Origin of the sequence: Sphingobacterium sp. CZ-2, assembly GCF_004526235.1 — a bacterium.
Lineage (GTDB): Bacteria > Bacteroidota > Bacteroidia > Sphingobacteriales > Sphingobacteriaceae > Sphingobacterium > Sphingobacterium tenebrionis.
The window spans coordinates 794297-813243 of sequence record NZ_CP038159.1 but is presented as its reverse complement, the minus strand read 5'-3'; the positions used below and the strand labels follow the sequence as shown (position 1 = coordinate 813243).

19 protein-coding genes are annotated in these 18947 nt (G+C 39.6%); 11 read left to right on the top strand and 8 right to left on the bottom strand.

The window, feature by feature from the left end:
- Window positions 1–42: 42 nt before the first annotated feature.
- Window positions 43–759, bottom strand: coding sequence for a LytR/AlgR family response regulator transcription factor (locus E3D81_RS03635; protein WP_134776436.1), 717 nt, complete (start codon window positions 757–759; stop codon window positions 43–45).
- Window positions 756–1802 (bottom strand): sensor histidine kinase, encoded by a 1047-nt coding sequence (locus E3D81_RS03630; protein WP_134776435.1) that lies wholly within the window; start codon window positions 1800–1802, stop codon window positions 756–758. Before E3D81_RS03630 ends, E3D81_RS03635 begins: the two co-directional genes overlap by 4 nt.
- A gap of 160 nt (window positions 1803–1962) precedes the next feature.
- Here E3D81_RS03630 and E3D81_RS03625 point away from each other — a divergent pair, with 160 nt between their 5' ends.
- Entirely contained in the window at window positions 1963–2787 is an 825-nt protein-coding gene (locus tag E3D81_RS03625) for a DUF5694 domain-containing protein (protein WP_209023098.1), read from the top strand.
- Between the two features lie 54 nt (window positions 2788–2841).
- On the opposite strand, the gene E3D81_RS03620 is transcribed toward E3D81_RS03625, so the two are convergent.
- Window positions 2842–3192, bottom strand: coding sequence for a 4Fe-4S dicluster domain-containing protein (locus E3D81_RS03620; protein WP_099366757.1), 351 nt, complete (start codon window positions 3190–3192; stop codon window positions 2842–2844).
- A gap of 160 nt (window positions 3193–3352) precedes the next feature.
- On the opposite strand from E3D81_RS03620, the gene E3D81_RS03615 reads away from it, so the two are divergent.
- The 6 genes from E3D81_RS03615 (at window position 3353) to E3D81_RS03590 (ending at window position 8096) form a co-directional block, all read left to right on the top strand.
- On the top strand, window positions 3353–4366 hold the full coding sequence (locus E3D81_RS03615; protein WP_134776434.1) for an acyl-CoA reductase: 1014 nt from the start codon (window positions 3353–3355) through the stop codon (window positions 4364–4366).
- A gap of 60 nt (window positions 4367–4426) precedes the next feature.
- Window positions 4427–4630, top strand: a complete 204-nt coding sequence (locus E3D81_RS03610; RefSeq protein WP_099366756.1) for a fructose-6-phosphate aldolase — start codon at window positions 4427–4429, stop codon at window positions 4628–4630.
- A 5-nt stretch (window positions 4631–4635) separates the two neighbouring features.
- On the top strand, window positions 4636–5319 hold the full coding sequence (locus E3D81_RS03605; RefSeq protein ID WP_099366755.1) for a cell division ATP-binding protein FtsE: 684 nt from the start codon (window positions 4636–4638) through the stop codon (window positions 5317–5319).
- A gap of 127 nt (window positions 5320–5446) precedes the next feature.
- On the top strand, window positions 5447–5968 hold the full coding sequence (locus tag E3D81_RS03600; RefSeq protein WP_245153278.1) for a nucleotide exchange factor GrpE: 522 nt from the start codon (window positions 5447–5449) through the stop codon (window positions 5966–5968).
- A gap of 10 nt (window positions 5969–5978) precedes the next feature.
- Window positions 5979–7127: a molecular chaperone DnaJ gene (gene dnaJ / locus E3D81_RS03595; RefSeq protein WP_134776433.1), complete on the top strand. Its 1149-nt coding sequence runs from the start codon at window positions 5979–5981 to the stop codon at window positions 7125–7127.
- A gap of 159 nt (window positions 7128–7286) precedes the next feature.
- Window positions 7287–8096: a transposase gene (locus tag E3D81_RS03590; RefSeq protein ID WP_134776432.1), complete on the top strand. Its 810-nt coding sequence runs from the start codon at window positions 7287–7289 to the stop codon at window positions 8094–8096.
- 406 nt (window positions 8097–8502) lie between these two features.
- Here E3D81_RS03590 and kdsA read toward each other — a convergent pair whose 3' ends face one another.
- Window positions 8503–9318 (bottom strand): 3-deoxy-8-phosphooctulonate synthase, encoded by an 816-nt coding sequence (gene kdsA, locus E3D81_RS03585; RefSeq protein WP_099366753.1) that lies wholly within the window; start codon window positions 9316–9318, stop codon window positions 8503–8505.
- Between the two features lie 9 nt (window positions 9319–9327).
- Window positions 9328–11517 carry a DNA helicase RecQ gene (gene recQ / locus E3D81_RS03580; RefSeq protein ID WP_134776431.1) on the bottom strand — a complete coding sequence of 730 codons (2190 nt, stop codon included), beginning with the start codon at window positions 11515–11517 and terminating at the stop codon, window positions 9328–9330.
- A 109-nt stretch (window positions 11518–11626) separates the two neighbouring features.
- On the opposite strand from recQ, the gene E3D81_RS03575 reads away from it, so the two are divergent.
- From E3D81_RS03575 to E3D81_RS03560, 4 genes are all read left to right on the top strand, one after another.
- Entirely contained in the window at window positions 11627–12592 is a 966-nt protein-coding gene (locus tag E3D81_RS03575) for an SIS domain-containing protein (protein ID WP_134776430.1), read from the top strand.
- A gap of 380 nt (window positions 12593–12972) precedes the next feature.
- On the top strand, window positions 12973–13347 hold the full coding sequence (locus E3D81_RS03570) for a DUF1573 domain-containing protein (protein ID WP_099366750.1): 375 nt from the start codon (window positions 12973–12975) through the stop codon (window positions 13345–13347).
- A gap of 504 nt (window positions 13348–13851) precedes the next feature.
- Window positions 13852–15051 carry a pyridoxal phosphate-dependent aminotransferase gene (locus E3D81_RS03565; protein WP_099366749.1) on the top strand — a complete coding sequence of 400 codons (1200 nt, stop codon included), beginning with the start codon at window positions 13852–13854 and terminating at the stop codon, window positions 15049–15051.
- Window positions 15052–15112: 61 nt separating this feature from the next.
- The gene (locus tag E3D81_RS03560; protein WP_099366748.1) at window positions 15113–15406 is read left to right on the top strand and encodes a hypothetical protein; all 294 of its coding nucleotides are present in this window, start codon (window positions 15113–15115) and stop codon (window positions 15404–15406) included.
- A gap of 51 nt (window positions 15407–15457) precedes the next feature.
- Here the strand turns inward: E3D81_RS03560 and cmk are convergent, their stop codons facing one another.
- From cmk to topA, 3 genes are read right to left on the bottom strand one after another with little or no spacing between them, the layout of a single operon-like run.
- Complete coding sequence (gene cmk / locus E3D81_RS03555) at window positions 15458–16138, bottom strand: (d)CMP kinase (protein WP_134776429.1); 681 nt, start codon at window positions 16136–16138, stop codon at window positions 15458–15460.
- A gap of 1 nt (window position 16139) precedes the next feature.
- Window positions 16140–16553: a hypothetical protein gene (locus E3D81_RS03550; protein WP_099366269.1), complete on the bottom strand. Its 414-nt coding sequence runs from the start codon at window positions 16551–16553 to the stop codon at window positions 16140–16142.
- Window positions 16554–16558: 5 nt separating this feature from the next.
- A complete protein-coding gene (gene topA / locus E3D81_RS03545; RefSeq protein ID WP_134776428.1) occupies window positions 16559–18934 on the bottom strand; it encodes a type I DNA topoisomerase in 2376 nt (791 codons plus the stop codon).
- Between the last annotated feature and the right edge of the window lie 13 nt (window positions 18935–18947).

The following is an 18947-nucleotide window of genomic DNA, read 5'->3' as shown; positions in this document are numbered from 1 at the left end:
AAATTGGTGGGCATACCAAATTTCGAAGCCTTTTATTCCCGATTATAGGGATTTAAACCAACGGAAAAGTTCTTCCTTGAAAGTTTCCCCTACAGGAAAGAAATCCCCATTATGATGTTGGACTTGATGGGCATCAATTGCCTTGATTTTTTTCTTCGGCAAAATAATAGATCGGTGGATTCGGATGAATTCTTCTGCCGGCAAGCGGTTCATCATTTCTTTCATCGTTTCTAAGGTCATCAACTTTTGTCCTTCAAAATGGATAATCAAGTAATCTTTTAATCCTTCTATATAGTCAATTTTGGATAGTTCGATCCGATGGTCCTTTCTGTCGGCTCTGAATTGGATATATGCTTTGGTTTGAATTGTTTTAGGCGTTTTCCAAGCGAGGTGCTTGTCAATCGCCTGATTAAACCGTTGCTGGGAAATGGGTTTTAATAAATAATCTATCACCGTAAAAGCATAGCTCTGAAGTGCAAATTCTGCATAAGCGGAACTGATGATGAAATCATAATCCTTTCCCAATAATTTCATGATATCCAAGCCATTCATGGCAGGCATCTGAATATCCAGTATAATTAAGGGGTGGGCTTGTCCATGATGAGGATCGGGATTTTGTTTTAGTAGAGAAAGTGCATGGGTAATATCATCACCAGCGTATACAAGATTTAGTTCAGGTCGCTTTTCAGCATAATCAGCAAGAAGCTTATATGCCATTGGTTCATCATCTAAAATAATACATGGAATCGGTTTCATCATCTGAATGTTATTGTTAGTGTAGCCTCAAATTCTCCATTTGTGATGGTTTCAATCAAATGGTATTGATTAGGATAGTAATGGTCTAACCGTTTCTTTAAATTTTGAATGCCGATTCCTTTTTGCTGATCTTTGCCCCCATCTTTTATTTTATTTTTTACTTTATATAGTAAGCTTTTATCATCAGTAAATAAGCTTATTACTAATGGACTTGTGTTGGTGATTTCTCCGTGCTTAAAGGCGTTTTCAATAAACGTGATCAATGTGAAGGTTGGTAGTTTAATTTGCTTATTGTTCAATTCTACTTGCAGGTCTATGCAATCTTCAGAGGAGATTCTTAGGGTCTCCAGACTGATAAAGGAGTGTATATAATGGAGCTCCTCCTCGATGTCCATCCATTCCTTATCACTGTTGTAGGTATTATATCGCATAAGTTTCCCGAGCTCTTCAATGGCAGGCAAGGATTTTTCGGATTTGAAATAAACTAAGGAGTAAATATTGTTGAGACTGTTGAAGATGAAATGGGGATTTAGCTGTGATCGCAGGAATTTAATCTCCGTATTTTTATTTTCTTCAATCAAATTGGATTGTTTGGAAATTAATCGGATGGTATAAAGAATCAACCAAAGCGCTGTACTTAAAATGATAGGCTGGAATGCATAATAGAGATTATCGATAGCATAAAAACCAAAGGTGGTGTTTGGATGATAATTCCTCATCCCAGCAAAAATCGGCATAAGGATTTCTTCAAGTAGATATCTACTGGTCATGAAGTAGATAATACCAACAAATATAGCCGCTATGATTTTCCATGCCCTCCACGTTCGAAATGCCCACGGAAGGCCGATAAGGTAGTGGAGATAAAATGTGGAGGAAAACACCAAAAAGTAAGTGGCTAGGAATAACCCAACCGACTTGAGTTCAATTCCGTCTCCAGTCCATTTCAAAAGACTGAAATATGCCCAAATCAACCAAAAAAGGATATTGATAACAATTTCCTTTCTTAAAGTAATGCCTGGTTGGTATTTATTCTTTTGATTTATCAAGTTGTTTTGCTCTTTCTTTATGGATGGCTTTTGAGTTCATAAAGATAGCTATTCAATATTTCATAAAATATCCGCTTGGTCGATTTTTCTAAGGGGTTTGTCGATATAAATTGTATAAGCTGGAGGTTTGTATTAAAATTGGATCATTAATCCATTACAAATGAAAAAATACTTATTAATTATCTTGCTATTAACTGTCCAGCAATTGGTTCATGCCCAATTGGTTCCATTCCAAACAAAATTTGAGAAAACCATTCCGGTTTTAAATGTCGCCACTTTTCATATGGGATTTACCAGTGATGCTACTCGGACAGCGTTCAATCCGAAGGATCCTGAACGTGTGAAAGAAGTACATGCTTTGGCTAAACGCTTCGCTGCCTTTAAACCAACTGTTCTAGTTTTAGAAAATGTTCCATCGCGAACGGAGGCTTTGCAGGCCATGTATGATGCGTACTTGAAAAACCCCCAAATGACATTCGAGCATCCTAGTGAAATTGAATTATTAGCGTTTGAGGTCGGAAGGTTGTCCGGTGTAAAAAAAGTCTATGGTATAGATTATAAAAAGGGATATAATTACAGGATATATGGGGAATTAGAAACGAAAGCGGATTCCATCACCTATAATGCCTACTGGAAATTGGTGGAAAAGAACACCAAGAATTACATGGAGAAATTGAATAGGGAACCTACGGTTATGGATCATTTTCAAATGAACAATTCGAAGGTTTATCTTGATTTTTTAATGAATGTGAATGCTGATATGCTATTGTATGCATCAAGCCCAGAAGGAAATGAAGGGGCTTTCGAAGCGGCTAAATTTTATGAACGGAACCTGATCATGTTTTCTAATTTCAATAAGATTCCCTTGTCAGCTGATGATCGCGTGTTTTTGTTGATGGGTGGTACCCATTCTGCGTTTTTCAGACAATGGCTGGAACGATCTCCAAAATATCATGAAGTAGATGTTCTTCCTTATCTAAAATAAAAAAAAAGAGCTGTTATTTTAATTAACAGCTCTTTTTTAATATTATAAGCTAGCTTATTCAGCGTGTAACCAGGCTTTCTTCGCTAATAATTCTTCTTCTGTTTCCACTACTTCTTCGTCTTCTACACAACAATCAACCGGACATACTGCTGCACATTGAGGTTCATCGTGAAAACCTTTACACTCTGTACACTTATCTGAAACAATATAATATACTTCATTAGAAATAGCATCTTGCGACTCGTTAGCATCGATTGTAACACCATCTCCAAAATCAATAACTCCGTCTAAAGCTGTTCCATCAGAAAACTTCCATGAAACCCCTGCATCATAAATTGCGTTGTTCGGGCATTCTGGTTCGCATGCTCCACAATTTATACATTCATCTGTAATTTTAATTGCCATTTATGTCCTTACAATAAAATAATAAACTAATTTTGTGTCTTCAAAGGTACTACTTCAGCTACTTACTTTGAACAAAAAGTATATAACATTGGTAGTTATTTACAAACTAATGGCAAATATACGGCAAAATAATAACAGAATAATTCTAAATAATAAGATTTTGACATTAAAACAAAGAATCCAAGCATTTGTAAAACTCGGCGATTATCTTCTTTCCAGTGATTTTGAAAACTCCCCTTTCCTCTTTTCAGTAGCCAATAGGAACCCTTGGTATAGCAAAGAAAATGTCTTGAAACAGGCTAAGGCTATCGGACAGAATCTGACCGAGGAAAAATTGACTTTATGGCTGCAAGGTTTTCCAGATCATGAGAACGATAAGGTAGTTGGGTTGGTGTTGGCCGGAAATTTACCGCTTGTGGGTTTCCATGATATCTTATCTGTACTGATCACTGGTTTTAAAGCTGAAATCAAAACTTCTTCGGAAGATGCAGGTATTACGAAAGCTGTTTTGGATATCTTGGTTTCTATCGAACCGGATTTCTCCAATCGTTTTCAACTGGTGGAGCGTTTGGAAAACTATGACCTGATCATTGCTACTGGAAGTAACAATTCTTCTCGTTATTTTGAACATTATTTTGGTAAAAAACCACATATCATCCGTAAGAACAGGAATTCTGTTGCGGTGATTACGGGTCGGGAGACTAAAGAACAACTGAACCAGCTCGGAAATGATATTTTCGATTATTTTGGTTTAGGATGTCGATCGGTTTCCAAGATCTTTATTCCCGAGGATTATGATATTGCTCGATTATATGAATCGCTGGAGAGCTTCTCCCCGATTAAAGATCATTTTAAGTACAACAATAACTATGATTTCAATAAATCCATCTACCTGATCAATCGTAACGAACATTTTGATAACGGGTTTTTGTTGATCAAGGAAGATGAGGCTATGGCCTCTCCCCTGGCCGTTATCCATTATGAACGCTATAAAGAGTTGAAGGAGGTGGAATCCTTTATCCAAAATCACTTAGAAGAGATTCAGTGTGTGACTGCAGAAACAGACTTAAAAGTTGATGCTGCGGTATTCCCATTTGGAGCAAGCCAACACCCTGCCTTGGATGATTATGCTGACGGCGTGGATACCTTAGCTTTTTTGAAAGCAAACCAATAAATTGGTTTTTGTGGCGTTATATGGTTATGAATTCATAAAAAATTATATTTTTGTTCGATTATGTATGTTATTAAGGTAAAAGGAGTAGCAAAAATTCCGGATTATGTTCAGTTACGAGATGATGCATTTACCCTTCTTGCCTATTTCCGCGTGGATCGACCTGATAAATCATTAGATAAAATAGGCCTTGGTGATAAAGCAGAATACATCATGGAGATCGTTCGGGAACTGCCGTTTGGCCAAATAAAGAAAATAGACGTATAAGCAATATGAAAGAAACAAATACGGTTATCAAATTAAAGAATGTCGAGATCTATCAGCAGAAGCACCTGGTATTGTCCAATGTGAATTTGGATATTGCACAAGGTGAATTTCTGTATCTGATCGGTCAATCGGGATCAGGAAAGAGTAGTTTGTTGAAGATAATCTATGGCGACCTCTACATCGCTAGCGGTGAAGGTATGGTAGCAGGTTTTGATTTGAGAAAACTTCATGAAAATGATGTACCATATTTACGTCGAAAATTAGGGATTGTATTCCAGGATTTCCATTTGTTGAATGATAGGACCGTTGAAAAAAACCTTGAATTTGCTTTGAGAGCAACAGGTTGGAAAGAAAAAGGTCTGATTGAAAACAGGATTTTGGATGTGTTGGAAAAAGTAGGATTGCGATCAAAACTTAAGAAGATGCCGCATGAGCTTTCCGGTGGTGAGCAGCAACGTGTAGTTATTGCACGCGCACTTCTGAACAACCCAGAAATCATCCTAGCCGATGAGCCGACAGGTAACTTAGACCCGTCAACCTCCGAAGAGATCGTTCTATTATTAAGAGACATCGCCTCTTCCGGAACTGCGGTTTTGATGGCTACCCATGATTACCAGATCATAAGAAATATGCCTGCAAGAATCCTTCGTACCGCGGATGGTTCTTTGCATGACAATGTATCGATATAAAGGCTGACAAGCCATTTCAAATCCGACATTATTGCCAGTAAAAACCAGTTTTTACTGACAGCATGTCGGATTTTTTGCGTTGGCAACATAATTGTTGACACGCCTACTAATACGTTAAAATAAGCTGATGATGAACGAAAATGAAAATATTCAAGACCAAGAATTGAATCAATTCGAGGAGAACGTGGAGAATACAGGAGCTGAAGCTGAAGACCTGAACCAAAAATTAGCCGAGTCCAATGATCGTTATGCACGATTGGTGGCTGAATTTGACAACTACAAAAAACGTACTTCCAAAGAGAAAATAGAGCTCATGCAGTCTGCCGGAAAGGATGTAATCATCAAATTGCTTCCTGTGATGGATGATTTTGACAGAGCGCTAAACCATATGAAAAATGTTTCCAACGAAGATCCTATCAAACAAGGCGTTGAATTGGTGAATACGAAATTCCGTAAAACCATGGAACAATTGGGTGTGAAGGAAATGGATGTCATTGGACAACCATTTGATCCTGAATATCAAGAGGCGATCACCATGATCCCTGCACCTACTCCTGATCTGAAGGATAAAGTAATCGATGTAACAGAAAAAGGTTATCTATTGAACGATAATGTTATTCGTTTTGCAAAGGTAGTAATAGGACAATAAGAATAAAACAATGTCAAAAAGAGATTATTATGATGTGCTTGGTGTCCAACGGACTGCTGAAGTAACAGAAATAAAAACGGCATATCGTAAGCTTGCCATCAAATATCATCCGGATAAAAACCCGGGTGATCAAGAAGCCGAAGATAAATTTAAGGAAGCAGCCGAAGCCTATGAGGTTTTGAGTAATGCAGAAAAACGCAGACGTTATGACCAATTTGGTCATGCAGGAAATTCTGCTTCTGGTTATGGTGCTGGCGGCATGAATATGGATGACATTTTCAGCCAATTCGGTGATATATTTGGTGGAGGAAATCCATTTGAAAGTTTCTTTGGTGGCGGCGGAGGCACGCGTGGCGGCCGTCGGGTTCAACGGGGAACAAATTTACGTATCAAAGTAAAATTGACCTTAGAAGAGATTGCCAAAGGGGTTGAGAAAAAAGTAAAAGTTAATAAACAGGTAGTTTGTCATACCTGTACAGGAACTGGTGCAAAGGACAAAGGTTCTTACCACACCTGTAATACCTGTGGTGGTAGTGGTTCGGTAAGAAGAGTGACCAATACCATATTGGGACAAATGCAGACAACTAGTACTTGTCCGACCTGTAATGGCGAAGGGGTAGAAATCACTGCAAAATGTACCACCTGTAAGGGTGAAGGACTAGAGCGTGGTGAAGAAACCATTGCTATCAATATTCCTGCAGGTGTTAGCGAGGGAATGCAATTGTCGATGAGTGGGAAAGGAAATGCTGCTCCTAGAGGTGGTATTCCTGGAGATTTGATCATTCTGATTGAAGAAGTACCACATGAGACCCTAAAAAGAGATGGTATCAATGTGATCTATGATCTGTATATCAATTTCGCTGATGCAGCTTTAGGAACTAGTGTGGAGATCCCAACAATCGATGGTAAAGCCAAGATCAAGATCGATGCTGGAACGCAGGGAGGAAAGATATTGCGTTTAAAAGGAAAAGGTCTTCCTGAAGTGAATTCTTACCATAAAGGAGACCAATTGGTGTATGTGAATGTTTGGACACCAAAAACCGTGAATAAAGAGGAAAAGGAATTATTGGAGAAATTGAAGAATTCTGCGAATTTCAAACCTCAACCAGGAAAAAGCGAAAAATCATTCTTTGAGCGAATCAAGGAATATTTCGAATAACATTTTGTTTATTTTATCCTTGTTGGTCATGGCCAATTAAGAAGAAAGAGGCTGTCTAAAAAGGTCTCTTAAAAGAGAACCCCGTCATTAAAAAATGGCGGGGTTTTTCTGTTTTTTGTCCTCAAGATTTTGTATCTTAAGGTGCAACCAAAAAACAATATGGCAAACATACAATTCAAAGCGCTTCCATCCAATAGTCCTAGTCTTTTTCCTGAGAATATTTTAGACCGTATCCCCTTGAACCATCCTGTTCGGTTGGTGAGCCAGGTTGTTGACCAGTTGGATCTGGAACATATCATCCGTCAGTATAAAGGAGGGGGAACGACCAGTTTCCATCCCAGGATGCTCATTAAGGTACTGTTCTACGCGTATCTGAGCAATATCTATTCTTGCCGCAAGATCGAGCGCGCCCTGCACGAGAACATCCATTTCATGTGGCTTTCGGGCAACAGTACACCGGATTACCGTACGATCAATTATTTCAGGGGAAAGCGTCTTAAGGGACAGATACAGGAGCTGTTTGCCAGTATCGTTCGGATGCTGCATGATATGGAGTATGTCAGCCTGAAAGTCCAGTATGTAGATGGTACCAAGATCGAATCGGCCGCCGGTCGTTATACCTTCGTTTGGAAGAAATCGATCGAGAAGAACAAGATAAAGCTGGAGGCGAACATCGCTTCGGTCCTTTCGGATATCGATGCACAGATCAGCCGGGACCAATCTTCATTAGGGGATCAGCAGGTCGGTCAGATGAAAAGCAACAACAGGTTTACCCGGTTCACAATGAAAGGACTGGATAAAGTCGCTGTGGAATTCGGTTTGATGGCCATTGCCCATAACCTCAGAAAATGGGCAAAAAAGTGGAAAGACAAAGCTTTTATCGGTAAACCAGGTGGCAAAAACTCCCTATTTGCGATAAATCAAGCCATCAACATGCTGAAAAGTACAAAACATCGACTTGCAGCCTAATATTGCTCATGAAATTATAATGGAGCTCCAGAAAGCTATAAAACAGAAGAAGGTGCCTTTTTAGACACCTTCTTTTTTATTTTAATAGCTTCCTCTTTCATTGAGAGGATGCATTTTCTGTCATTTCGAAAAGCCATCTTCCGTAATTCTAGGAGGTACTTTTGTCATTGCGAGGAGGTACTATCGTCATTGCGAGAAGGTACGAGGAAGCAATCTTCCCACTTATCATTCTGTCTTCCCACTTATCATTCTAAGAGAAGTCTCCCTGCCATCCTTAGCAAAATCTCCTTGTCATCCTGAGCGAAGTCGAAGGATCTGTAAACTTGTATTCGAACAGATCCTTCGACTGCGCTCAGGATGACAGAGAAGTTTACCAAGCCTTCTTTCTCAATCTCAGTTTCTCAACCTACAAAATAGCTTCCCTAATCCTAATCAACTGTGTCAACAGGTCCTCTAGCCTATCCAAATGCAACATATTTGCACCATCAGATTTCGCATTTGCTGGATCAGGATGGGTCTCAATAAAAAGCCCATCAGCACCAACCGCAATTGCTGCTTTCGCAATCGTTCCAATCAATTCAGGTTTTCCTCCTGTTACTCCAGAAGTCTGGTTAGGTTGTTGCAAGGAATGCGTACAGTCCATTACAGTCGGAACCCCAAAAGATTGCATCACAGGCAATCCTCGGTAATCCACGATCAGGTCTTGGTATCCAAAAGTATTCCCACGATCTGTCAGGAACACCTTATCATTTCCGGAATCCTTCACCTTATCAACGGCAAATTTCATAGATTCCGCCGAAAGGAATTGTCCTTTTTTAATATTCACCACTTTTCCGGTCTCTGCTGCTGCCACCAACAATTCTGTTTGACGGCAAAGGAAAGCAGGGATCTGCAATACATCCACATAAGCAGCAGCCATCGCCGCTTCGTGGCTTTCATGAATGTCAGTAACCGTAGGAACACCAAAAGTCTTCCCTACTTTTTCCAAAATCTTCAAAGCCTTCTCATCGCCAATTCCGGTAAAGGAATCCACTCTAGAGCGGTTCGCTTTACGGTAAGAACCCTTGAAAATGTAAGGAATATTCAATTTATCCGTAATCGTAACGATTCGTTCGGCGATACGTAGGGCAATTTCTTCCCCTTCGATCGCACATGGTCCTGCCATCAGAAAAAAGGCAGTAGAATTACCATTCTTAATGGATGGTAAATAGGTATTGATCATATTATATTATTAATTTCCGAGTTCAGACATAAATTTAATGCGCATCAGCTGTATATCCTCAAAGGAATAATCCGCTTCACCCAATTCATCCAATGCAGCATCGATGCTATCATTCTCTGCCGCTTTAAAATAATCGTATACCTCATCCTGACGATCCTGGTCGATCATTTCATCTACAAAATAGCCGATATTCAGTTTAGTTCCTGAATTAACGATCGATTCCACCTCTTTCAACATATCCTCATAGGATATTCCTTTTGAAGAAGCAATATCTTCCAAACTGATCTTTCTATCGATATTCTGGATGATGGACACTTTAAGCGCTGATTTATTTGCGGTGCTCTTGATCACTAGATCTTGTGGACGATCAATATCATTATCCTCCACATATTTCTTGATCAGCTCCAGGAACGGCCCTCCAAATTTCATAGCCTTACCCGATCCAACACCTTGGATCTTTTTAAGTTCTTCCTGCGTTATTGGGTAATGAGTACACATTTCATCCAATGATGGGTCTTGGAAGATCACAAAAGGAGGCAATGAACGTTGTTTTGCCAATTTCTTGCGAAGTTCCTTCAGCATTTTTAACAGTTCGGCATCCAATGCGCCTGAATGGCCAGAAGGTTCATCCGAATTATCTTTTTTCGCAGCTTCCATTGGTCTATTCAAGATAAATTTGATGCCGTAAGGATTGGAAATATAACGCTTCCCTCCTTCTGTCAATTGAAGCAGCCCATAATGGTCAATATCTTTCTTGATAAAGTCTGCCAGTTCTGCCTGGCGGATCAAGGAATTCCAATAATTTACACCAAGCTCCTTACCCAATCCGAACAACGGATGGGTGTCGTGCTTATAGGAAGAAATAGGTTGGTTGTTTTGGCCGATCATCACGTTGATCACATGCTGATCGTCAAATTTATCCCCTTCCTCCTTTATGAAATTAAGGACCTTCAGTAAATGTTCTTCCGCATCAAAATATGTTTTCTGAGAGCGGCAGTTATCACACATATTGTTACAACCGGTTTCATCAAACTTTTCCCCAAAATAATGAAGGATCTGTTTCCGGCGACAAACGGCAGATTCTGAATAATCGATGACTTCCTTAAGAATTTGTGTGCCGATCTCCTTTTCAGATACCGGTTTATCTTTCATGAATTTGGTCAGCTTCTCCACATCTTTTTCCGAGTAGAACGCCAAGCAAAAACCTTCACCTCCATCTCGGCCAGCCCTCCCAGTTTCCTGGTAATAGCCTTCCATGGATTTTGGAATATCATGGTGGATTACATAACGTACATCCGGTTTATCGATCCCCATACCGAAGGCAATCGTAGCCACAATGACTTCAATTTCCTCCATCAGGAATTTATCCTGCGTTTCTGCACGGGTCTTCGCATCCAATCCCGCATGGTATGGTAAGGCTTTGATGCCATTGATGTTCAACACTTCAGCTATCTCTTCCACCTTCTTACGGCTCAAGCAATATACGATCCCCGCTTTACCTGTATTGTTTTTGATGAAACGCACAATCTCTTTGATCACGTCCTGTTTAGGCCGCACTTCATAGTAAAGATTGGTTCGGTTGAAGGATGATTTAAAAAGCGTAGCATTAGTCATCTGTAAGTTCTTACGGATGTCGGATTGCACCTTAGGAGTCGCGGTAGCTGTTAAGGCAATGATTGGGATGCCCGAACCAATCTCATTGATCACTTGACGGATCTTTCGGTATTCCGGTCTGAAATCGTGTCCCCATTCCGATATACAGTGGGCCTCATCCACAGCAACAAAAGAAACCGTAATGGTTTTCAGAAAATTTACATTTTCTTCTTTTGCTAAGGATTCAGGTGCAACATATAACAATTTTGTTTTCCCATCGGTAACATCCTGTTTCACACGTTGGATCTCACTCTTGGTGAGGGAAGAATTTAGAAAATGGGCAATACTTTCCCTTCCGCCGAAAGCACGTAATTGATCCACTTGGTTTTTCATCAAAGCGATCAACGGCGAGATGACAATGGCAGTACCATTGCTCATCATGGCAGGAAGCTGGTAACAGATGGATTTTCCACCACCGGTTGGCATGATTACAAAGGTGTCTTTTTTGTTGAGGACATTGGTTATAATAGCCTCTTGGTCACCCTTAAAAGTATCGAACCCAAAAAAATCTTGAAGATTATCGAATAATGATTTTTCTATTTCCATTGACAAGGCAAATAAATAGATGTGTTTAGCGATTAAGAAAACGTCACAATTATTGTATTTTTGCAACGAACTGTTCTAATTATATTAAATAAAATTACGCAAATAATACGTGAAAAACAACATAGATATTAAAATGCTTGCAAAGGAAACTTTTGAATTAGAAGCTTCCAATGTTTTGGCATTATCGGAAAAAATCGACGAGGACTTTGTGCGGGTTGTCGAAGCCATTTTGGGCTTAAATGGCAGGGTAATTATCACAGGTATCGGCAAGAGCGCTATCATTGCGCAAAAAATCGTAGCGACCTTAAACTCAACAGGTACGCCCTCCATTTTTATGCATGCGGCAGATGCCATTCATGGTGATCTGGGTATTATTCAAGCGAATGACCTGATCATTGCCATTTCCAAAAGTGGAAATACACCAGAGATCAAAGTGTTGATCCCTTTTCTTAAACAAACAGGAAATACATTAGTAGCTATTGTTGGAAACCGTCAATCCTATTTGGCAGATCAGGCGGATTATATTTTGGATACGACCATTACCCGTGAGGCTTGTCCGAATAACCTTGCTCCTACTACCAGTACCACAGTGCAATTGGCGATGGGCGATGCCTTAGCAGTTTGCCTTCAGACCATGCGTCAGTTCTCCGATCAGGATTTTGCGAAGTATCATCCAGGAGGAGCTTTAGGAAAACAATTGTACCTAAAAGTGGGTGATCTATCCGATAATAATGGACTTCCGCATGTGGAGCCTGAAACCGACATCCGTACTGTTTTGATTTCCATCACCAAATTCCGCCTTGGCGCTACTGTTGTTGAGCAAGAGGATGAAATTCTTGGAATTATTACGGATGGGGATATTCGTAGGATGTTGGAAAAACATGAGGATGTTTCTGGTTTGAAAGCGATGGATATAATGTCCAAAGGACCTAAAACCATTGAGAAATCAGAATTGGCGGTCAATGCGTTGCATACTATGAGGCAGAATAGTATATCGCAATTGGTTGTGGTGGATCAAGGGAAATATGCTGGGATTGTGCATATCCAGGATATTCTTAAGGAGGGGATTATATAGTTTATAGATGTTAGATGATAGATTATAGATATTAGATGTTAAATTATAGACTTTGCCGTCATTGCGATGGCTGTCCCCGTCATTGCGAGGAGGTACGACGAAGCAATCTTTGGACTTTGTCATCCTGAGCAGCGTCGAAGGATCTGTTCGGGTACCAAATGTAGATGCTTCGACTTCGCTCAGCATGACAATCGGGAAGATTGCTTCGTTCCTCGCAATGACGTATGGTCTATCATCTAACGTCTCTCATCTCCCATCTATCATCTAAAATTGTAAAAATCTTGTTGAATTAAACCATTTACTTTAGAATAAATCAAATAGTTTATAAAATTGGTCTTACATTTGATTGAGTAAACACAATAACTAAATAACAGAAACAAATGAAAAAAATAGCGAGTATAGGTGCGGTGCTGATTGCGTTTATCAGTTTAACAGCGATGACGTTGTTGACACCCGAATTTAAGTTCGAGAAGGAAACGCATGATTTTGGAAAGATTCCACAAAATAAGGATGCTTCTTTCGAATTTAAATTTACCAATGCTGGTAGCGATGTGATCATTGTGAACGATGTTGTTCCTACCTGTGGGTGTTCTGTTGCTGAGTTTACCAAAACTCCAGTAGCAAAAGGTGAGTCGGGAACAATTAAAGTAACTTATAATGCGGCTACAACTGGTCCTTTCACAAAAACATTCGTCGTTAAATCGAACACAAAAACTCCAGTTAAAACATTAACCGTAAAAGGTATCGTGGAATAATTGGATAGGAAAAATATAAATCTATTAAAAGAAAAGCCAGTCTGCATAAGATTGGCTTTTCTTTTTGATTTTCCTGTACCAAGAATTAAACCAAAGAAATCCTTCAATTGAAATTAAAGAAGAATAATCCTTCAATTGAGATTAAGGAAGAATAATCCTTCAATTAAAATTAAAGAAGAATAATCCTTCAATTGATATTAAAGAAGAGTAATCCTTCAATGGAAATAACTGCAAAGAAATCTTTCAAATGGCTGAAATTACTGCAATCTTTTATTTTTAGCTTGCTAGCTATATAATTCGTATTTTTGAAAAAACTGTAAACTATACAATCAGTAAACGATGAAAACAGTAATCAATGCTATCAGTAAACGACAAATACAATAATCAATACTAGCAGCAAAACGATACATACAGTTATCTATGCTATCAGTGATCGATACATACATATCAACAATACAACAAGTAAAGCAAAAACAGTAAAACACATACAGTAATCAATAAATAATGCCAACTATATCAAAAAAGGGCATCAACATGCCTGCCTCACCTATCAGAAAATTAACGCCATTTGCTGACCAAGCAAAGCGCGAAGGAAAAAAAATCTATCATTTAAATATTGGGCAACCGGATATCGAGACCCCAGAAGGCATGTTGAATGCATTGAAGAACATCGATTTTAAGGTTTGGGCTTATACCCCATCGGAAGGAACCCTTTCTTACCGCACAAAATTAGCGGAATACTATAACAAGCTTAATTACAACATCACACCAAGTGATATTTTGGTCACCAATGGAGGCTCCGAAGCCATTACCATTGCTATGCAGGCTTGTTTAAACCCAGGAGAAGAGGTTATTATTCCAGAACCATTCTATGCAAACTATAATGGATTTGCATGTTCGGCAGATATTGTGGTAAAACCTATCATGTCTTACATTGATAATGGTTTTGCCCTTCCTTCCATTGCTGATTTTGAAAAGGTGATCACCGATAAAACGAAGGCCATTGCGATCTGTAACCCGAATAATCCAACCGGTTATTTATATTCCAGAGAAGAATTGGAAGCCTTACGTGAGCTTTGTTTGAAATACGATCTTTACTTATTCTCCGATGAAGCATACCGTGAATTCTGTTATGATGGTAAAGAGTTCATCTCTCCTATCCAGTTGGAAGGATTAGAAAACCATGTGGTTATTTTTGATACGGTTTCCAAAAGATATTCGGCATGTGGAGCTCGCATTGGCTGTATCATTACCAAGAACAAAGAACTATATCAAACTTCATTAAAATTCGCACAGGCTAGGTTGAGTCCTTCATTGGAAGGTCAGATTGCCGGTGAAGCTGCAGTAGATACACCAGATAGCTATTTTGAAGCAGTTTCTAAAGAATATACCGCTCGTAGGGATACCTTAGTAAGTGGATTGAACAAAATCGATGGTGTTTTCTGTCCCAACCCAGGTGGTGCATTCTACGTGGTGGCTAAATTACCGATAGATAATGCGGATAAATTCTGCCAATGGATTCTCGAAAGCTTTGATTATAACAATGAAACGGTGATGATGGCTCCTGCTACAGGATTTTATTCCACTCCAGGCGCCGGAACCAACGAAGTTCGATTGGCCTATGTCCTAAATCAAGATGATTTGAAAAAGGCTTTAATCTGCCTGGAGAAGGCTTTAGAAGCCTATCCAGGAAGAACAAATTAATTTCCATAAAACAATTTCTTCTTTTTAGCGTTCTATATATAGAAACTAATGAGAAGAATTTATGGATAAATTAAAGAAGTTCGAACTAATGGAGAAAATATCCAGGGAATTGGAAGACATTAGAAACAGCCAGCAGGCAGTTTTGGAAAAGATAGCCAAAGTGGAAGTCGATAACATCGAATTAGGCGATAAAACTATCGAATCGAAAATCCCTGATATATATCAAAGAACGGCAGATAATTCTGCTGCTATCTTAGAGATATTAAATTCCTTCCAGGAAAAAACCGATGATTTTGGATCGAAGAACAATATCGATCAACTTCGGGAACAACAAGAAATCGATAACTTGAAGTAAAATAGAAAAACCCCTCATCGAGGGGTTTTCTTTTTGTTATCGTTGTTTAGTTTAGTTCGTTAATTTCTCTCGCACCAAGTTCAGTACAAAATCCAATTGTTCCTCTTGTGTAAGATCTGTATTATCCAATACAATTGCATCTTCTGCTTGTCTTAATGGACTTTCTTCTCGGGTACTGTCAATATGATCTCGGTGAGCTAAATTCTCTTTCACCTCTTCCATAGTGATTTCCTCTCCTTTCGCAGCCAGTTCGGCATATCTTCTTTCCGCACGTACCTGTGGACTCGCCGTCATGAAAATCTTTAGATCGGCCGAAGGGAAAACTGTCGTGCCAATATCCCGACCATCCATCACAATATTTCTTTTCTTTCCCAATTGCTGTTGTTGATGAACCATTGCCTTGCGTACCGCTTTAATCGCACTCACTTCACTCACATATTCTGAAACTTCCATCGTACGGATCGCCTCCGAAACGTCTTCTCCATTCAACAGGATCTGCGTCTTTTCTAAGTTGGGCACAAAATCGATGTGGATATTATCCAAAGCTTGCTGTATCGCTACTTCATCATCCAAAGCGATATCATTGCGCTGTATAAATAAAGTTACCGCGCGGTACATGGCTCCAGAGTCCACAAAAACAAAATTCAACTTCTTGGCTACAGCTTTTGCAACCGTACTCTTTCCGCATGAGGAAAAGCCGTCGATGGCTACGGTAAAGTTTTTCTTTGTCATTTTAATTTGTGCCTCCTATCATGACGCCTGGTTTATTGACCAATGGGATTTTGATTAGATTTTCATCCACAATACTTTCTGGAAGGAAAATATATTTTTTATCATAGATGGTTCCATCGATGTAATAGCTTAACCAATATTCATTGGTCAGTCCAAACACCTGGATATCAATCGCTTCAATCTTTTGAACAGATTCGGCTTCCATATCGCCAATGAAATGTCTTAATGTAGTGGTTTTCACCTGCTTGCCATCCTTCTCGCCGTATCCTTTGGAAGAAACCAGTACGTTTTTGATGCCGACCGGCTTTTCATTGATCAGGTAAACATTCCACACCTTTGCCGTAGGACTTTCATTTTCTAATACCACCGCAATGGAGATATCCTCAACGATATTTAATGGTAAATCCTTTTTCATTAGAACTATTTTTTCTTCGCTCTGCTAGTTTTAGTGGTTTTAGTAGTGGTTTTGGTCGCTTTTGCTTTTTTACCAGTTCCACCTTTACTATCTTCTTCCGCCCATTTCAATACGTCAGCATAGGTAATTTTCTCTACTTCCGTGCCTTTTGGAATCTTCAGATTCTGTTTTCCAAAACGAACAAAAGGTCCCCAACGGCCGTTCTCTATTCTTGCCTCTGCATTCTCCTCAAATACGCGGATCACCTTATCTTTATCTTTCTGACGTTTTTCTTCAATGATCTGAATCGCCTGCTCTTCCTCTACATCCAACGGATCCAATCCTTTTGGTAAAGAATAAAAACTACTATTATGCCTGATATATGGTCCAAAACGACCAATGGCAACCGTCATTTCCTTATCCTCAAATTCACCAACCTTTTTCGGAAGCTTGAATAATTCCAGCGCCTCTTCCAAGGTAATGGTTTCGATCATCTGCCCTTTACGTAAAGAAGCGAACTGTGGTTTTTCTTCATCATCTGCAGTTCCGATCTGCACCAAAGGCCCAAATCTTCCCACACGTACAGAAATAGGTTTTCCTGAAACCGGGTCAACACCAAGTTCGCGTTCATGCGTTGCACGATCAGCGTTTTCAATGGTATTCTGCACCTCCGAATGAAACGGACCATAGAAATTGGAGAGCATATCCGTCCATTCTTTGAATCCCTGCGCGATCTCATCGAATTCCTTCTCCACTTTTGCGGTAAAGTGGTAATCTACAATACCTTTAAAATGTTGAACTAAAAAGTCATTAACCAGCACACCGATATCTGTAGGGAACATTTTATTCCTTTCAGCACCCGTGATCTCTGTTTTGCTCAAACTGCTGATTTCCCCATCCTGTAGTGTAATGGTTTGATACACGCGCTCTTTACCATCGCGGTCCTCTTTAACGACGTAGCCACGATTTTGGATGGTAGATATGGTTGGGGCATACGTAGAAGGTCTACCAATACCTAATTCTTCTAATTTTTTTACTAAGGAAGCTTCCGTAAAGCGCGCTGGAGGTCTTGAGAAACGCTCTGTAGCCTGCATGGTCTTTAAGGTTAAAGCTTGCCCCTTAGTCAATGGAGGTAACAAGGAGTTATCTGCATTATCATCTTCCAGATCCTCCTGGTCATCGTCGGAAGATTCAAAATATACTTTCAAGAAACCATCAAATTTCATCACCTCTCCAGTCGCTACAAATGCTTCAGAACGTGTTGATACTTCGATGTTTGCAACGGTTTTCTCAAACTCTGCTTCACTCATTTGTGAGGCAATCGCACGCTTCCAGATCAATTCGTAAAGTCTTCTTTCCGAATTATCCCCATCAATGCTATGTTCGCTGAAATAGGTCGGTCTGATCGCTTCGTGAGCCTCTTGTGCTCCCTGTGCTTTTGTTTTATATTGTCGCTGCTTATGGTATTTGTTCCCATAAGCTTTAGTAATTTCATCTTGTGCCGCCTGTAACGCCGTATCGGATAGGTTTACCGAGTCGGTACGCATATAGGTTATACGTCCGGCCTCATATAATCTTTGGGCAACCTGCATGGTCCTGGCTACGGAGAATCCTAATTTACGACTGGCCTCCTGTTGAAGCGTCGATGTTGTAAAAGGTGCCGATGGCGTGCGTTTAGAAGGTTTGGTTTCTAAAGAGGTAACTTGGTAAGCTGCTTGTACGCAATCTTTCAAAAAGGTATTTGCTTCTTCAAAATTGCTGAAACGCTTAGGTAATTCGGCCTTGAATTGTTCTTTACCCTTACCAGTTTTAAAAATGGCAACCACCTTAAAGCTTGCTTCAGCATTAAATCTATTGATTTCACGCTCTCTTTCTACAATAAGTCTTACTGCAACTGATTGAACACGACCTGCTGACAGTGAAGGTTTTACCTTGCGCCAAAGAACAGGCGATAGCTCAAAACCTACCAAACGGTCCAATACCCGTCTAGCCTGTTGCGCATTCACTAAGTTAAAGTCTATTTTTCGAGGTGATTCAATTGCTTTTAGAATAGCTGGCTTTGTAATCTCATGAAAAACAATACGTTTGGTGTTGTCATCCTTTAAACCCAAGGTTTCATATAAATGCCAGGAAATGGCTTCTCCCTCGCGGTCCTCATCGGATGCTAACCATACTGTTTCTGCTGCTTTAGCTAATTTCTTGAGTTCCGAAACGATCGCTTTTTTATCAGAAGGTACTTCGTATTTCTGTTTGAAGTTATCATTGGTATCGATGGCATCATCGGTCTTTACCAGATCCCGAATATGCCCATAACTTGATTTTACTAAAAAATCTTTCCCCAAATATCCTTCAATTGTTTTTGCTTTCGCTGGAGACTCAACTATCAATAGATTTTTCGCCATTTACTATAAGATT

Coding starts and splice junctions, on each gene's coding strand:
- E3D81_RS03620 (WP_099366757.1), bottom strand. CDS start 3,192: ATGGCAATTAAAATTACAGATGAATGTATAAATTGTGGAGCATGCGAA.
- kdsA (WP_099366753.1), bottom strand. CDS start 9,318: ATGATCAATACCTATTTACCATCCATTAAGAATGGTAATTCTACTGCC.
- E3D81_RS03590 (WP_134776432.1), top strand. CDS start 7,287: ATGGCAAACATACAATTCAAAGCGCTTCCATCCAATAGTCCTAGTCTT.
- E3D81_RS03550 (WP_099366269.1), bottom strand. CDS start 16,553: ATGAAAAAGGATTTACCATTAAATATCGTTGAGGATATCTCCATTGCG.
- E3D81_RS03605 (WP_099366755.1), top strand. CDS start 4,636: ATGAAAGAAACAAATACGGTTATCAAATTAAAGAATGTCGAGATCTAT.
- dnaJ (WP_134776433.1), top strand. CDS start 5,979: ATGTCAAAAAGAGATTATTATGATGTGCTTGGTGTCCAACGGACTGCT.
- recQ (WP_134776431.1), bottom strand. CDS start 11,517: ATGGAAATAGAAAAATCATTATTCGATAATCTTCAAGATTTTTTTGGG.
- E3D81_RS03560 (WP_099366748.1), top strand. CDS start 15,113: ATGGATAAATTAAAGAAGTTCGAACTAATGGAGAAAATATCCAGGGAA.
- E3D81_RS03625 (WP_209023098.1), top strand. CDS start 1,963: ATGAAAAAATACTTATTAATTATCTTGCTATTAACTGTCCAGCAATTG.
- E3D81_RS03635 (WP_134776436.1), bottom strand. CDS start 759: ATGATGAAACCGATTCCATGTATTATTTTAGATGATGAACCAATGGCA.
- E3D81_RS03600 (WP_245153278.1), top strand. CDS start 5,447: ATGATGAACGAAAATGAAAATATTCAAGACCAAGAATTGAATCAATTC.
- E3D81_RS03565 (WP_099366749.1), top strand. CDS start 13,852: ATGCCAACTATATCAAAAAAGGGCATCAACATGCCTGCCTCACCTATC.
- topA (WP_134776428.1), bottom strand. CDS start 18,934: ATGGCGAAAAATCTATTGATAGTTGAGTCTCCAGCGAAAGCAAAAACA.
- E3D81_RS03610 (WP_099366756.1), top strand. CDS start 4,427: ATGTATGTTATTAAGGTAAAAGGAGTAGCAAAAATTCCGGATTATGTT.
- E3D81_RS03570 (WP_099366750.1), top strand. CDS start 12,973: ATGAAAAAAATAGCGAGTATAGGTGCGGTGCTGATTGCGTTTATCAGT.
- cmk (WP_134776429.1), bottom strand. CDS start 16,138: ATGACAAAGAAAAACTTTACCGTAGCCATCGACGGCTTTTCCTCATGC.